Origin of the sequence: Streptomyces sp. cmx-18-6 (assembly GCF_046548915.1) — a bacterium.
In the GTDB taxonomy this organism is placed as follows: domain Bacteria; phylum Actinomycetota; class Actinomycetes; order Streptomycetales; family Streptomycetaceae; genus Streptomyces.
Genome location: NZ_JAEBEP010000004.1, coordinates 562207 through 576653 on the forward strand (window position 1 = coordinate 562207; position 14447 = coordinate 576653).

General features: G+C 72.4%; 13 protein-coding genes. 7 read left to right on the forward strand and 6 right to left on the reverse strand.

Annotation, left to right across the window (positions count from 1 at the left end; translation table 11 throughout):
- Positions 1-125 precede the first annotated feature (125 nt).
- The 5 genes from ACLJPL_RS13155 to ACLJPL_RS13175 all read left to right on the forward strand — a co-directional run bounded on the left by ACLJPL_RS13155 (position 126) and on the right by ACLJPL_RS13175 (position 7305).
- A complete protein-coding gene (locus ACLJPL_RS13155; RefSeq protein ID WP_411080958.1) occupies positions 126-851 on the forward strand; it encodes a spermidine synthase in 726 nt (241 codons plus the stop codon).
- Positions 852-1085: 234 nt separating this feature from the next.
- Positions 1086-1823 (forward strand): response regulator transcription factor, encoded by a 738-nt coding sequence (locus tag ACLJPL_RS13160; RefSeq protein ID WP_030079431.1) that lies wholly within the window; start codon positions 1086-1088, stop codon positions 1821-1823.
- A complete protein-coding gene (locus ACLJPL_RS13165) occupies positions 1820-2896 on the forward strand; it encodes an ATP-binding protein (protein ID WP_411080959.1) in 1077 nt (358 codons plus the stop codon). Before ACLJPL_RS13160 ends, ACLJPL_RS13165 begins: the two co-directional genes overlap by 4 nt.
- A 282-nt stretch (positions 2897-3178) precedes the next feature.
- Complete coding sequence (locus ACLJPL_RS13170; protein WP_411080960.1) at positions 3179-7027, forward strand: multifunctional oxoglutarate decarboxylase/oxoglutarate dehydrogenase thiamine pyrophosphate-binding subunit/dihydrolipoyllysine-residue succinyltransferase subunit; 3849 nt, start codon at positions 3179-3181, stop codon at positions 7025-7027.
- 92 nt (positions 7028-7119) lie between these two features.
- Positions 7120-7305 (forward strand): DUF6104 family protein, encoded by a 186-nt coding sequence (locus ACLJPL_RS13175; protein WP_003966321.1) that lies wholly within the window; start codon positions 7120-7122, stop codon positions 7303-7305.
- Between the two features lie 82 nt (positions 7306-7387).
- On the opposite strand, the gene ACLJPL_RS13180 is transcribed toward ACLJPL_RS13175, so the two are convergent.
- Entirely contained in the window at positions 7388-8218 is an 831-nt protein-coding gene (locus tag ACLJPL_RS13180; RefSeq protein WP_411080961.1) for a hypothetical protein, read from the reverse strand.
- A 152-nt stretch (positions 8219-8370) separates the two neighbouring features.
- Between ACLJPL_RS13180 and ACLJPL_RS13185 the strand changes: the two genes are divergently transcribed.
- Together ACLJPL_RS13185 and ACLJPL_RS13190 are read left to right on the forward strand one after the other, a co-directional pair.
- Positions 8371-9228: a DUF4097 family beta strand repeat-containing protein gene (locus tag ACLJPL_RS13185; protein WP_411080962.1), complete on the forward strand. Its 858-nt coding sequence runs from the start codon at positions 8371-8373 to the stop codon at positions 9226-9228.
- 1 nt (position 9229) lies between these two features.
- Positions 9230-10282 carry a helix-turn-helix transcriptional regulator gene (locus ACLJPL_RS13190; protein ID WP_411080963.1) on the forward strand — a complete coding sequence of 351 codons (1053 nt, stop codon included), beginning with the start codon at positions 9230-9232 and terminating at the stop codon, positions 10280-10282.
- Positions 10283-10394: 112 nt separating this feature from the next.
- On the opposite strand, the gene ACLJPL_RS13195 is transcribed toward ACLJPL_RS13190, so the two are convergent.
- From ACLJPL_RS13195 to ACLJPL_RS13215, 5 genes are all read right to left on the reverse strand, one after another.
- On the reverse strand, positions 10395-10973 hold the full coding sequence (locus ACLJPL_RS13195) for a Clp protease N-terminal domain-containing protein (RefSeq protein WP_411080964.1): 579 nt from the start codon (positions 10971-10973) through the stop codon (positions 10395-10397).
- Positions 10973-11182, reverse strand: coding sequence for a sigma factor-like helix-turn-helix DNA-binding protein (locus tag ACLJPL_RS13200; RefSeq protein WP_006127526.1), 210 nt, complete (start codon positions 11180-11182; stop codon positions 10973-10975). The genes ACLJPL_RS13195 and ACLJPL_RS13200 overlap by 1 nt, the downstream gene beginning before the upstream one ends.
- A gap of 31 nt (positions 11183-11213) precedes the next feature.
- Positions 11214-11753, reverse strand: coding sequence for a GNAT family N-acetyltransferase (locus ACLJPL_RS13205; RefSeq protein ID WP_411080965.1), 540 nt, complete (start codon positions 11751-11753; stop codon positions 11214-11216).
- Entirely contained in the window at positions 11731-13176 is a 1446-nt protein-coding gene (locus ACLJPL_RS13210) for a cellulase family glycosylhydrolase (RefSeq protein ID WP_411080966.1), read from the reverse strand. Before ACLJPL_RS13210 ends, ACLJPL_RS13205 begins: the two co-directional genes overlap by 23 nt.
- Before the next feature lie 91 nt (positions 13177-13267).
- The gene (locus ACLJPL_RS13215) at positions 13268-14236 is read right to left on the reverse strand and encodes a zinc-binding dehydrogenase (RefSeq protein ID WP_411080967.1); all 969 of its coding nucleotides are present in this window, start codon (positions 14234-14236) and stop codon (positions 13268-13270) included.
- Positions 14237-14447: the final 211 nt, after the last annotated feature.

Here is a 14447-nt window from a genome sequence, read left to right on the forward strand (position 1 = left end):
TGGCGGCGGGGAACGCGGATCTCGGGGTCGCGACGGTCGCCCGCGCCCCCGCGACGGCGTCGAGGGAGGGGGCGAGGATCGACATACCCGGGGCCGGGCCCCGTCGCCCTCCTAGAATCCGGGCCATGGAGCCCGACACCCAGCCCCACGCCTACGCCCTGGCCACCCCCGCCCGCGCCCTCGCACCCTCCCCCGTCACCCTGGACCGCCGCGACGGCCCCTTCGGGGAGGTCGTGCTGCGGGAGCGCGGGGAGCACTTCGAGATCATCGCCAACGGCTGCTTCCTGATGGACACCTCGGACGGGCGCTCGGAGCGGCTGCTGATCGACGCGGCGCTGGCCGCCCTGCCCGCCGGGCGCACGGACCCCTCCGTGCTGATCGGCGGGCTCGGCGTCGGCTTCTCGCTGGTGCGGGCCGCCGAGGAGGAGCGCTGGGGGCGGATCGTGGTCGTGGAGCGGGAGCAGGCGATCGTGGACTGGCACCGGCGGGGGCCGCTGGAGAGGGTCTCGGGGGCGGCGCTGGCCGATCCCCGGACCGAGGTCGTGCACACGGACCTGGTGGCTCACCTCCGTACCGCCACGGAGCGTTACGACGCCCTGTGCCTGGACATCGACAACGGGCCCGACTGGACCGTCACGGAGGACAACGGGAGCCTCTACTCCCCCACCGGACTCGCGCACTGCCACGACCGGCTGACCTCGGGCGGGGTGCTCGCGGTGTGGTCCGCGCAGCCGTCGCCGGCCTTCGAGCAGGCGTTGCGGAATGCCGGGTTCAGCGGGGTTGCGACCGAAGAAGTGGCCGTTGCCCGAGGTGTGCCGGACGTGGTCCATCTCGCACTGCGGACGGACTGAACCCCCTCCCGGTATGCGCGGCCCGTGGTGGACCGGGCCACCCGGCGCGAAGGAGGCGATCCGCCGCGCCGCCGGGCCCGACTTGGTACCGGCGGGACAACACCCTGCGTAGCCGGGAGCCCCTCGCTGCCTTTACGCTGCTGACCGGCACACAGGGATCACCGACGAAATCCACGAGCGAAGACCGTGCCTCGCGGGGGTTGGCCCTCCGCGAGAACGGGCAGGGGCGGGGCGATGGAACAGACACACACCACCCACAACGGAGTCGCGGCCACCCCAGGGGCTCAACGCCGGGTGCTGGTGGTCGAGGACGACGCCACGATCGTCGACGCCATCTCCGCCCGGCTGCGGGCGGAGGGCTTCCTGGTGCAGACCGCGCTGGACGGCCCGGCGGCCGTGGACGCGGCCGAGGCGTGGCAGCCGGATCTGATGGTGCTCGACATCATGCTCCCCGGCTTCGACGGCCTGGAGGTCTGCCGCCGGGTGCAGGCACAGCGCCCGGTGCCGGTGCTGATGCTCACCGCGCGCGACGACGAGACCGACATGCTGGTCGGGCTCGGGGTCGGCGCGGACGACTACATGACCAAGCCGTTCTCCATGCGGGAGCTGGCCGCCCGGGTGCACGTCCTGCTGCGCCGGGTGGAGCGGGCCGCGCTGGCCGCCGTCACGCCGCGCAGCGGGATACTGCGCCTCGGCGAGCTGGAGATCGACCACGCGCAGCGCCGGGTGCGGGTGCGCGCCGAGGACGTCCACCTCACGCCGACCGAGTTCGACCTCCTGGTCTGCCTGGCCAACACCCCGCGCGCCGTGCTCTCCCGGGAGCAGTTGCTCGCCGAGGTCTGGGACTGGGCGGACGCCTCGGGCACCCGTACGGTCGACAGCCACATCAAGGCGCTGCGCCGCAAGATCGGCGCGGAGCGGATCCGCACGGTGCACGGCGTCGGTTACGCCCTGGAGACCCCGGCCCCATGACCTGGCCAGGGTCGGGAATGCGGCCCTTCTCCATCAAGGCCAAGCTGGGCACGCTCGTCGTGGTCTCGGTGTTCATCACGACGGGGCTGCTGATCGTGGCCCTGCGGACCCGGACCGAGTTCCAGTTCATCACGGTGTTCTCGGTGATCGCGACGCTGCTGATCACCCAGTTCGTGGCGCACGGCCTGACCGCGCCGCTGGACGAGATGCGGGCCGTGGCCCGGTCGATCTCGCACGGCGACTACACGCGCCGGGTGAGCGGGGCGGGGCGGCGGGACGAGCTGGGCGACCTGGCCCAGACGATCAACCGCATGGCCGACGACCTGGAGGCGGAGGACCGGCACCGCAAGGAGCTGGTCGCCAATGTCTCGCACGAGCTGCGCACGCCCATCGCGGCGCTGCGGGCCGTGCTGGAGAACGTGGTGGACGGGGTGTCGGCCGCCGACCCGGAGACGATGCGCACGGCACTGAAGCAGACGGAGCGGCTGGGCCGGCTGGTGGAGACGCTGCTCGATCTGTCGCGGCTGGACAACGGGGTGGTGGCGCTGAAGGCGCGCCGCTTCGAGGTGTGGCCGTATCTCTCGGGCGTACTGAAAGAAGCCAATCTCGCCGCGTCCCAGCGCCGTCTGTCGTCGGGGTCGGGCAATCACTCCCGTACGGACGTCCATCTGCATCTGGACGTCTCGCCGCCGGAGCTGACCGCGCACGCGGACGCGGAGCGCCTGCACCAGGTGGTGGCGAACCTCGTCGACAACGCGGTCAAGCACAGCCCGCCGCACGGCCGGGTGACGGTCCTGGCGCGGCGCGGGGCGTACCCGGAGTCGCTGGAGCTGGAGGTCGTGGACGAGGGCCCCGGCATTCCGGAGGCGGAGCGCCACCGGGTCTTCGAGCGGTTCAACCGGGGCCAGGCGCCCTCCCCGCACGGTCCGGGCAGCGACGGCGGCACGGGGCTGGGCCTCGCGATCGCCCGCTGGGCGGTGGATCTGCACGGCGGCCGGATCGGCGTGGCCGAATCTGCTCGGGGCTGCCGTATCCAGGTCACCCTGCCGGGGCTGTCCGAGCGGCGCGGTTGACGATGCGGTTGACATAGGGTTCGAACAAGGAGGGCACGTTCTCCGTGTCCTCCCTGTAGGGGATCTCAAGGGGATACGGTCAGATGACCGTATCCACGGTCCTGCGTACCCGAAGTGCAGTGGAACCTCGCTTGTTTCCCGCCATTTCCTGCGCCGAAACCCGCGTTGCGATGTGATGTGCACGACGAAGCACCGGCCCGGTCTGCAAGGAACGGTTTGGGGGGCGTAGCCTTGATTTCCGCTGTCCATCACCTTGTGAAGCGGAAGAGGGCGGTTGCCGCCGTGTCGTCTCAGTCCCCCAGTAACTCGAGCATCTCGACCGACCAAGCCAGCCCGGGCACCAACCCGGCCGCCGCTTTCGGCGCCAATGAGTGGCTCGTCGACGAGATCTACCAGCAGTACCTCCAGGATCCCAGTTCGGTCGATCGCGCCTGGTGGGACTTCTTCGCCGACTACAAGCCGGGTTCCTCCGGCACGGCGGACAAGCCCGTTCCCGGCGCCGCAGCCTCGGGGGCTGCGGCGACCGAGGCCCCGGCCGCCACCACCCCGGCGCAGTCCGCGGCCCCGGCCGCCGAGGCGAAGGCCCCGGCGAAGCCCGCCGCCGCTCCGGCGGAGGCGAAGGCCGCACCGGCCGGGTCGAAGCCCGCCGAGGCGAAGGCCGCACCGGCTGCCGCCCCCGCGAAGCCGGCGGCGAAGCCCGCGGCCGTGCCCGCGAAGGCGAAGGCCGACGCCACGGCGCAGGAGCCCGCCGAGGCCCCGGCCGGCCCCGAGTACGTGACGCTGCGCGGCCCCTCGGCCGCCGTCGCGAAGAACATGAACGCCTCGCTGGAGCTGCCGACGGCCACGTCCGTCCGCGCGGTCCCGGTGAAGCTGCTCTTCGACAACCGCATCGTCATCAACAACCACCTCAAGCGCGCCCGCGGCGGGAAGATCTCCTTCACGCACCTCATCGGGTACGCGATGGTGCAGGCCCTCAAGGCCATGCCGTCGATGAACTACTCCTTCGCGGTGAAGGACGGCAAGCCGACCCTGGTCAAGCCGGAGCACGTCAACCTCGGTCTCGCCATCGACCTGGTGAAGCCGAACGGCGACCGCCAGCTGGTCGTCGCGGCCATCAAGAAGGCCGAGACGCTCAACTTCTTCGAGTTCTGGCAGGCGTACGAGGACATCGTCCGGCGCGCCCGCATCGGCAAGCTCGGCATGGACGACTTCTCCGGCGTCACCGCCTCGCTGACCAACCCCGGCGGGATCGGCACCGTCCACTCGGTGCCCCGCCTGATGCCCGGACAGGGCCTCATCATGGGCGTCGGCGCGATGGACTACCCGGCGGAGTTCCAGGGCACCTCCCAGGACACCCTGAACAAGCTCGGCATCTCGAAGGTCATGACGCTCACGTCGACCTACGACCACCGGGTCATCCAGGGCGCGGCCTCCGGCGAGTTCCTGCGGGTGCTCAGCCAGCTGCTGCTGGGCCAGAACGACTTCTACGACGAGATCTTCAAGGCCCTGCGCATCCCGTACGAGCCGGTGCGCTGGCTCACGGACATCGACGCGTCGCACGACAACGACGTGACGAAGGCCGCGCGGGTCTTCGAGCTGATCCACTCCTACCGGGTGCGCGGCCACGTCATGGCCGACACCGACCCGCTGGAGTACCGCCAGCGCAAGCACCCCGACCTCGACATCACCGAGCACGGCCTCACCCTGTGGGACCTGGAGCGGGACTTCGCGGTCGGCGGGTTCGCCGGCCAGTCGATGATGAAGCTCCGCGACATCCTCGGCGTGCTGCGCGAGTCGTACTGCCGCACCACCGGCATCGAGTTCATGCACATCCAGGACCCGAAGCAGCGCAAGTGGCTCCAGGACCGGGTGGAGCGGCCCCGCGCCCAGCAGCCCGAGCGCGAGGAGCAGCTCCGCATCCTGCGCCGGCTGAACGCGGCCGAGGCGTTCGAGACGTTCCTCCAGACGAAGTACGTCGGTCAGAAGCGGTTCTCGCTGGAGGGCGGCGAGTCCGTCATCCCGCTGCTCGACGCGGTCATCGACTCCGCCGCCGAGGCCCGCCTCGACGAGGTCGTCATCGGCATGGCCCACCGCGGCCGGCTGAACGTGCTGGCGAACATCGTCGGCAAGTCGTACGCGCAGATCTTCCGCGAGTTCGAGGGCAACCTCGACCCGCGCTCGATGCACGGCTCCGGCGACGTCAAGTACCACCTGGGCGCCGAGGGCACCTTCACCGGTCTGGACGGCGAGCAGATCAAGGTCTCGCTGGCCGCCAACCCCTCGCACCTGGAGGCGGTCGACCCGGTCCTGGAGGGCATCGCCCGCGCCAAGCAGGACATCATCAACAAGGGCGGCACGGACTTCACGGTCCTGCCGATCGCGCTCCACGGCGACGCGGCCTTCGCGGGCCAGGGCGTCGTCGCCGAGACGCTCAACATGTCGCAGCTGCGCGGCTACCGCACCGGCGGCACCGTGCACGTGGTGATCAACAACCAGGTCGGCTTCACCGCCGCCCCGGAGTCCTCGCGCTCCTCGATGTACGCCACCGACGTGGCGCGCATGATCGAGGCGCCGATCATCCACGTCAACGGCGACGACCCGGAGGCCGTGGTCCGCGTCGCGCGGCTCGCCTTCGAGTTCCGGCAGGCGTTCAACAAGGACGTCGTGATCGACCTCATCTGCTACCGGCGCCGCGGTCACAACGAGACCGACAACCCGGAGTTCACCAACCCGCAGATGTACACGCTGGTCGACAAGAAGCGCTCGGTGCGCAAGCTCTACACCGAGTCCCTCATCGGCCGCGGCGACATCACGCTGGAAGAGGCGGAGCAGGCGCTCCAGGACTTCCAGGGTCAGCTGGAGAAGGTCTTCGCGGAGGTCAGGGAGGCCACCTCGCAGCCGGCCGCCCCGCACGTCCCGGAGCCGCAGGCCGCCTTCCCGGTGGCCGTCGACACGGCGGTCTCGGCGGAGATCGTCAAGCGGATCGCCGAGTCCCAGGTCAACATCCCCGAGTCGATCACCGTCCACCCCCGTCTGATGCCGCAGATGCAGCGTCGCGCGGCCTCGGTGGAGAACGGCACGATCGACTGGGGCATGGGCGAGACCCTGGCCATCGGTTCGCTGCTGATGGAGGGCACCCCGGTCCGGCTCGCCGGCCAGGACACCCGCCGCGGCACGTTCGGCCAGCGCCACGCGGTGCTGGTGGACCAGGTCACCGGCGAGGACTACACCCCGCTGCTGTACCTCACCGAGGAGCAGGCCCGCTACAACGTCTACGACTCGCTGCTCAGCGAGTACGCGGCGATGGGCTTCGAGTACGGCTACTCGCTGGCCCGCCCGGAGTCGCTGGTCATCTGGGAGGCCCAGTTCGGTGACTTCGTCAACGGCGCGCAGACCGTCGTGGACGAGTTCATCTCCTCGGCCGAGCAGAAGTGGGGCCAGACCTCCGGCGTCACGCTGCTGCTGCCGCACGGCTACGAGGGCCAGGGCCCGGACCACTCCTCCGCCCGCCCGGAGCGCTTCCTCCAGATGTGCGCGCAGGACAACATGACGGTCGCGATGCCGACCCTGCCGTCGAACTACTTCCACCTGCTGCGCTGGCAGGTGCACAACCCGCACCACAAGCCGCTCATCGTCTTCACCCCGAAGTCGATGCTGCGCCTGAAGGCCGCGGCCTCGAAGATCGAGGAGTTCACCACCGGCGGCTTCCGTCCGGTGATCGGCGACGAGTCGGTCAAGGCGGAGGACGTCCGCAAGGTCGTCTTCTGCGCGGGCAAGCTGTACTACGACCTGGACGCCGAGCGGGTCAAGCGCGGCGACACGGAGACCGCGATCATCCGGCTGGAGCGCCTGTACCCGCTGCCGGGTGCGGAGATCCAGGCCGAGATCGCCAAGTACCCGAACGCCGAGAAGTACCTCTGGGCCCAGGAGGAGCCGGCCAACCAGGGTGCGTGGCCGTTCATCGCGCTCAACCTGATCGACCACCTGGACCTGGCCGTGGGCGCGGACGTGCCGCACGGCGAGCGCCTGCGCCGCATCTCGCGGCCGCACGGCTCGTCCCCGGCGGTCGGCTCGGCCAAGCGCCACCAGGCGGAGCAGACGCAGCTGGTCGACGAGGTCTTCGAAGCCTGAGGACCGCGTACAGCGGTACGACACCGGGACCCGGTTCCGCGCTCGGCGCGGGGCCGGGTCCCCGGCGTTCCCGGGCTCGATATTCTGTGCGCATGTACTTCACGGACCGTGGCATCGAGGAACTGGAGAAGCGGCGCGGCGAGGAGGAGGTCACCTTCGAGTGGCTCGCCGAGCAGTTGCGTACGTTCGTCGATCTCAACCCCGACTTCGAGGTGCCCGTCGAGCGCCTCGCGACCTGGCTGGCCCGGCTGGACGACGAGGACGACGAGGACGCGTAGGGCCTGTCGTGGCGCGGCAGACGGCAGTTCGACGACAGGCTCCAGTGGTGGTCGACGCCCCGGCCGCCGGTTCTGCGGCCGGTCAGGCGTCCGCGCCCGCCCGGACCCGGTGGTACGCGAGTCCCAGCGCGCCCTGCGCCAGGAGCACCGCCCCCGCCGCCGCCCAGCCCCCGCTGCGGCGGCGCGCGCCCCACAGCAGCAGCGGGAGCCCCGCCGCGAGCTGGGCGGCGGCGACGGCGCGGGCGCGCGGGCCGCGCACCCAGGGGCCGAGGCGGCTGCTCTCCACCGCGTCGAGCTCGACCCGTACGGCGTCGCGCCAGCCCGCCCACTCCACGCGTTCCGCCCCGCGCTGCACGGCGGCGACGCTGCGCAGCCGGTCGGCGCTCTCGCCCGGGCCGAGCCCGGCCGGCAGGGTGAGTCCGGTGCGGGTCAGGACCGCGAGCAGGCCGCGGAGCCGGGCCTCGGCGTCCGCCTCCGGGTCGGGCCGGGTCAGCTCGTCCAGGGCCTGGAGGTCCAGTACGGGGTCGAGGCCGAGCCGGGCCGCGAAGGTGCGCATCGCCTCGCCCTCGCCCGCCGGGGTGCCGTCCGTCAGCCAGATGTAGCCCACGGGGCGGCGGAAACCGCCGGCCAGCGTGTAGCCGGCCCGGTCCGCGTCCCACCACAGGGCGAGCACCGGCCAGGTGGAGCCGACCGCCAGGGCACTCGCCCAGCCGCCGAGGACCCGGTCGACGGGCTCCGGGTCGCCGCCGGACGGTCCGGCGTCCCGCCAGGGCTTCCCCTCCGGCACGAGGGCGCTCCACTCCTCGCCCGCGCGCGTCAGCAGCATCTGCTCGCGCAGCAGGTGGGCGAGCGGCCGTACGGTCTCGGGGTCGGCGCGGCACAGCAGGAGCGCCCCCGTGGATGTCGCGTTCATGTGCCACACGCTAGGGCAATTCGTCCAGCTCTGACGCCCTTTGTCCGCCCGGGGCGCTCACGTATCGCCTTGACTTCCACCATCCGCGATATATCGTGTTCCGTACGAGACGCGATATGTTGCGTCGCCACGCTCTCCGGGAGGTCACATCCATGGCTGTGTCGAAGCGGGCCGTCGCCGAGCCGCAGGAACTCACCTTCGACGACCCGGTGACCGCGCTCCAGGTACGCATCGCGGGCGGCACGGTCAACGTGGTCGGCACCGACGAACCGGGCGCCCGGCTGGAGGTCTCCGCGATCGAGGGACCGCCGCTGCTGGTGACCCACGAGGACGGCCGCCTGACCGTGGCGTACGAGGATCTGCCCTGGCAGGACCTGCTGCGCTGGCTCGACCCCGTGGGGCGGCGGCGCACCGCGGTGGTCTCGCTCGTCGTGCCCGCCGGGGCCTCGGTGGAGGTCGGCGTGGTCGGCGCCGGGGCCGTGGTCTCGGGGATCGCCGGACGTACCGACGTACGGGGCATCAGCGGGGACATCACCCTCCTCGGGCTGACCGGCGCGGTGCGCGGCGACTCCGTCTCGGGCAGCGTGGAGGCCCAGGGCGTCACCGGGGACCTGCGCTTCCACTCGGTGGCCGGGGACCTGACGGTGGTCGACGGGGCGGGGAGCTCGGTCCGGGCCGACTCGGTCAGCGGCGACATGGTGGTGGACCTCGGCCCGTCCGGCCGGCCCACCGACATCCGGCTGACCACGGTCTCCGGGGGGATCGCCATCCGGCTGCCGCACCCTGCGGACGCCCGGGTCGAGGCGAACACCGCGAGCGGCGCCGTCACCAACGCCTTCGAGAACCTGCGGGTCGGCGGGCAGTGGGGCGCGAAGAAGATCACCGGCACGCTCGGCGCCGGTACGGGGACCCTGAAGGCGACGACCGTGTCCGGTTCGATCGCCCTGCTGCGCAGGCCCCCCGCCGAGGACGACGCATACGAAGCCGAGCCGACCGGAAAGGTTCTCTGACATGCCCCCCGTATTCGCCCACGGCCGCCTGCGCCTGTATCTGCTCAAGCTCCTGGACGAGGCCCCGCGCCACGGCTACGAGGTGATCCGCCTGCTGGAGGAGCGCTTCCAGGGCCTGTACGCCCCCTCGGCGGGCACCGTCTACCCCCGGCTGGCCAAGCTGGAGGCGGAGGGCCTGGTCACCCACGCCACCGAGGGCGGCCGCAAGGTCTACTCCATCACCGACGCCGGCCGCGCCGAACTGGCGGGCCGCAGCGGCGAACTGGCCGACCTGGAGGTGGAGATCCGCGACTCCCTCTCCGGGCTGGCCGCCGAGATCCGCGAGGACGTGCGCGGGGCGGCGGGCCGGCTCCGCAGCGACGTGCGGGCGGCGGCCTCCGAGTCCCGCAACGGCACGGGCTCCCAGGACGCCAAGGCCGAACCCTCCACCCTCTTCGGCGACTTCGGGGACTTCGGCGACTTCCGCAAGCTGGGCGACCTGGGCGACAGCGAGGCGTGGCGCACGGCCAAGGAGGAGCTGCGCCGGGCCAAGCAGGAGTGGAAGGAGCAGACCCGCCGGGCGAAGGAAGAGTCCCGCCGCGCCCGCGAGGAGGCCCAGCAGGCCCGCCGCCAGGCCAAGGAGGCCCAGGACAGGGCGCGCGAGCAGATGCAGAGCGCCGCCCGCCAGGTGCAGGAGCACTTCGCCCGGGGCGACTGGCCCTCCGGCGTACGGGAGGGGCTGGCCGAGATCACCGGTCAGCTCGGCGGCTTCGCCCGCACGGGCGGCTGGAGCCCCTTCGGCGGTACCGGCCCCTTTGGCCCCGAGGCCCCCGAGACCGCTCCGGCCCCCGAGCCCGCCCCCGACTGGGGCAAGGACGTCCCGGTCACGGACGACCCGGCGCGCGACCTGGACCGCCTCCTGGACCGCTTCCGCGACACCGTCCGGGACACCGCCCGCGACCACGGGGTGACGGGGGACCAGCTGGACGAGGCCCGCCGCCATCTGGGCGCGGCGGCGGCGCGGATCGAGGCGCTGCTCACGGCGGAGGGCACGGAGGGCGACGGAAAGAACTGAGGCCGGAAGGAGGAGGGGGCGGGTGTCCGCGGCGTGAGCGCCGGGCACCCGCCCCCTCCTCGTCGGCGAGCGCCTGCGGCCTGAGCCCGGCCCCCGCCCCCTCCCCGCGCCCTCACCCCGCCTTGGCGTGTCCCTGGCCATCGGCCTCGGGCCCGTACAGCGCGCGGTGCACGGTCGTGTACGTGGCCCCGTACTCGGCGAGGACGTCCGCGACGGTTCCGGGGGTCGCCGTGAGGGCCAGGAGCAGGTGCTCCTCACCGATGAACCGGTCGCCGCGCCCCAGGGCGACCCGCAGCGACTTCTCCAGGATGCTCTTCGCCCCCGGGGTGAAGGCGCGGTGGCCCGACCACCACCGGCGGTCGCGCCGGTCGGCGGCGAGGGCGCCCTCGCCGTGGGCCCCCTCGACCCGGTCCACGATGGCGCCGACGTCGATCCCGATCCCGGCGAGGGCGTCGGCGTCGGCCTTGGTCAGCCCGCCCCGGCGGCGGGCCTCCGCGAAGGAGGCGTCCAGCGAGGCGCGGCGACCGCCCAGCCCGAGGGCGGCGACGGCGAAGGAGGCCCGGCCGCCCTCCTGTTCCAGCAGGGCGAGCAGGAGGTGCTCCTCGGTGACCGATCCGGCCCCGACGCGTTCCGCCTGCGCCACGGCCCCCTTCACGGTCGCGCGGGCTCCTTGGGTGAACCGTTCGAACATCAGCGCCTCCCGTACTTCTTGTGCACGGCCTGCCGGCTGACGCCCAGCTCGGCGGCGATCTCCTGCCACGACCAGCCCTGGACGCGGGCACTTCGCACCTGTACGGCTTCGAGCTGCTCCAGCAGCCGCCGCAGCGCCGCCACCGCCCGCAGCCCGACACGCGGGTCGCGGTCACCGGCGCGTGCGGCCAGATCCGTTGCTTCGGTCATGACGTCAACCTACATTGACACCACCTTCTCGTCAATCAAAGTTGACATCGTCGTCCGCCAGGCGTGCGTGCCGCTCGACGTCGTACCGGACTCTCCCGTAGCGCAGCTTGGCCCGGTCGATCCCCTCGGGCGCGAACCCGGACCGCACGGCGACCCGGCAGGAGGCGGGGTTGTCGGTGCGGTGGCCCAGCTCCAGCCGGTACAGCCCGAGCCCCCCGAACGCCCACCGCGCCAGCGCCCGCACTCCGGCGGGGGCGACGCCCCGGCCGCGCGCCGCCTCGGTGGTCCAGTAGGAGACCCAGCCCGTGTCGTGGGCGTAGTTGACGGCGTTGACGGCCACACAGCCGAGCGCCACGCCCTCCTCCCCCACGACGGCCCAGGAGTACCCGGTCCGGGCCCCTCTCTCCCGCGTACGGTCCGCGATCCAGGCCAGCGCCCCGGCCCGGTCGGAGACGCGCCGGTCCGTCTGGCGGCTCATCCCGGCCGAGGCGAAGGCGCGGAGCAGGGCGGGGACGTCGTCGGGGAGCCAGGGGCGCAGCAGAAACCCCTCAGGGGCGGTCAGTTCGTCCATACGGGCCAGCCTCCCGCACGGTCACCACCACCTCCGCACCGGGCCACGCCAGGACGGTCAGCCGTCCGCCGTGCGATGCCCTGCCGAGGACGCGGGCCGGGCCGGTGACGGAGACGCGCCAGCCCCGGAGGGAGGGCGGGAGGGACAGCTCCGTGACGTCGGGCCGGGCGGCCGCGCGGTAGGCGAGGCGGTAGGAGCGGGTGGCGGCGTCGTACGCGTCGGAGCGGACCGTGCCCGCGACGGCCGGGGCGTACGGGGTCGCCGTCTGCTCCTTGTTCGTACGGAAGCGGCCCCGCTCGTCCACCGCGCAGTAGCCGCCGCCGTAGCACCAGACGTACCCCGCCCAGCCGGAGCCGTAGCGGTTCAGGGAGGCGACGGCCTCGCGGTAGAAGCGGCCCATGTTGGGGAGGGCGTTGTTCAACGGCCCCCACTCGCCCACGACCACGGGCATCTTGTGCCGGGCCGGGTAGGCGGTGACGGCGGCCTCGTACGCCTCGATCCAGCCGGCCGAGGGGTCGTAGTCCGCGCCCGCCTCCATCGCGGTGTTGTAGAAGTGCGGCGCGTACACGGTCCGCCGGTCGTCGATACGCCCCAGCCCCGTGGGCACGCCCTCGCCCACGATGGGGGTCGGCTCGACGAAGAGCCAGGTGTGCCGGTCCTTGGCGCGGATCGCGCGGGCGAGGCGGTTGTACATCGGGGTGAGGTGCTGGGCCTCGATCCGGCGGGCGGCGGTCGGCAGGTCCTCACCCTCGCGCAGCTCCCCCATCGGCTCGTTGATCAGGTCGTAGCCGATGACGGCCGGGTGGCCGCGGAAGCGTTCCGCCAGGACCTGCCACATGGCGGCCTGGGCGCGTTGCAGGTCGGGGTCCTCGTAGAGGTGGGTGAAGGCCCGCTGGACGGCCGGTTCGAAGTACTCGGAGAACCAGTCGTCGGGGTTCGGGGTGAACGGCAGCCCGTCCGTCCGGGTGGCCCAGGCGGGAATGCCGCGATGGCCGAACGCGGGCCCGAAGACGTCCTGGTGGGCGTCGATGAGGACATGGACGCGGTGCTTGTGCGCCCAGCCCAGGACGCGTTCGATCTTCCGGAGGTAGCGCTCGCTGTACTGGCCCCGCTTCGGCTCCAGGTCGTCCCAGAAGACCAGCAGCCGGGCGAAGTTGAAGCCGTTCGCCCTGAGGTCGCGGAAGTGGCGCTCGGTGATGGCGCTGAGCGCCGCCTCGCCCCGGTTCGTCTTGTCCTCGACGTTCCAGCCGCGCAGGGTGAGGGTGCGGCCCCGGTCGTCGGTCAGGGGCGGAATGGAGGGCTCGTACGAGGTCGGGGCGGGGGCCGGGGTGGACGCCGGGTGCGCCGAGGCGGCGGGGGCGAGGGCCCCCGCCGCGAGCACGGACGCGACGACAACTGCTATGAGTGCTCTGCCCATTCGCATGGGCGGCATCCCATCAGCAAAGCTGACACTTATTCAAGTATCGGTCACGGACGAGTTCTGTCGGGCTGTCCCGTGGGGCTATTCGGTGGGGCTATTCCGTGGGCCGGAGCACGATCTTTCCGAACTGCTCGCCGTCCGCCAGCCGCTGGAACCCCTCACGAGCCCGGTCCAGCGGCAGCACCTCGTCGATGACCGGCCGTACGCCGGTGGTCGCGCAGAATGCGAGCAGGTCCTCCAGCTCGTCCTTGGAGCCCATCGTGGAGCCGACGACCTTCAGCTCCAGGAAGAAGATCCTGGTCAGCTCCGCGTGCGCGGGCCGGTCGCCGCTGGTGGCCCCCGAGATCACCAAGGCGCCGCCGGGCCGCAGCGACTTCACGGAGTGGGACCAGGTGGCGGCCCCCACGGTCTCGATGACGGCGTCCACCCGCTGCGGAAGCCGCGCCCCGGGCTCGTACGCCTCCAGCGCGCCGAGCTCCACGGCCCGCTTGCGCCGGGCCTCGTCGCGGCTGGTGGCGAAGACCCGCAGCCCGGCGGCCTTCCCGAGCACGATCGCGGCGGTGGCGACCCCGCCGCCCGCGCCCTGGACGAGCACGGAGTCCCCCGGCCGCACCCCGGCGTTGGTGAAGAGCATCCGGTACGCGGTGAGCCAGGCGGTCGGCAGGCAGGCGGCCTCTTCGAAGGTGAGCTCCTTCGGCTTGGGCAGCACGTTCCAGGCAGGCACGGAGACCTGCTCGGCGAAGGCGCCCTGGTAGCGCTCGGTGAGGATGGAGCGCGGCTCCTTCGGCCCGACGCCGTGCCCGGACTGGCCGATCACGGAGTGCAGGACGACCTCATTGCCGTCCTCGTCGATCCCGGCGGCGTCACACCCGAGGATCATCGGAAGCCGGTCCGCCGAGAGGCCCACGCCCCGCAGGGACCAGAGGTCGTGGTGGTTGAGGGAGGCGGCCCGGACGGTGACGGTGCTCCACCCGGGACGCTTCTCGGGTGCCGGGCGTTCGCCCAGCTCAAGGCCGTCGAGGGGCCGGTCGGGGTCGATACGGGCTGCGTAGGCGGCGAACATGGCTAGACGATAGGCCGGTCCCCCCGCCGACGTAACCGAAAGCCCGTGTGACGCACACCAACCCCCTCCCGAACACGACGAAATCAAGCCCCTCCGGCGATTGAGGAGAGGGGCAAAAATCAGGCCCCTCCGGCGATTGAGGAGCGGGGGTCCGGGGGCGGAGCCCCCGGGGCGGGAAGGGGCGGGTAGGGGAGAGGCCCCGCGCAGCGGC

Bases quoted from the DNA above. Each gene is read 5' to 3' on its own strand.
- ACLJPL_RS13155 (WP_411080958.1), top strand. From the start codon at position 126: ATGGAGCCCGACACCCAGCCCCACGCCTACGCCCTGGCCACCCCCGCC.
- ACLJPL_RS13160 (WP_030079431.1), top strand. From the start codon at position 1,086: ATGGAACAGACACACACCACCCACAACGGAGTCGCGGCCACCCCAGGG.
- ACLJPL_RS13165 (WP_411080959.1), top strand. From the start codon at position 1,820: ATGACCTGGCCAGGGTCGGGAATGCGGCCCTTCTCCATCAAGGCCAAG.
- ACLJPL_RS13175 (WP_003966321.1), top strand. From the start codon at position 7,120: ATGTACTTCACGGACCGTGGCATCGAGGAACTGGAGAAGCGGCGCGGC.
- ACLJPL_RS13180 (WP_411080961.1), bottom strand. From the start codon at position 8,218: ATGAACGCGACATCCACGGGGGCGCTCCTGCTGTGCCGCGCCGACCCC.
- ACLJPL_RS13185 (WP_411080962.1), top strand. From the start codon at position 8,371: ATGGCTGTGTCGAAGCGGGCCGTCGCCGAGCCGCAGGAACTCACCTTC.
- ACLJPL_RS13190 (WP_411080963.1), top strand. From the start codon at position 9,230: ATGCCCCCCGTATTCGCCCACGGCCGCCTGCGCCTGTATCTGCTCAAG.
- ACLJPL_RS13195 (WP_411080964.1), bottom strand. From the start codon at position 10,973: ATGTTCGAACGGTTCACCCAAGGAGCCCGCGCGACCGTGAAGGGGGCC.
- ACLJPL_RS13200 (WP_006127526.1), bottom strand. From the start codon at position 11,182: ATGACCGAAGCAACGGATCTGGCCGCACGCGCCGGTGACCGCGACCCG.
- ACLJPL_RS13205 (WP_411080965.1), bottom strand. From the start codon at position 11,753: ATGGACGAACTGACCGCCCCTGAGGGGTTTCTGCTGCGCCCCTGGCTC.
- ACLJPL_RS13210 (WP_411080966.1), bottom strand. From the start codon at position 13,176: ATGCGAATGGGCAGAGCACTCATAGCAGTTGTCGTCGCGTCCGTGCTC.
- ACLJPL_RS13215 (WP_411080967.1), bottom strand. From the start codon at position 14,236: ATGTTCGCCGCCTACGCAGCCCGTATCGACCCCGACCGGCCCCTCGAC.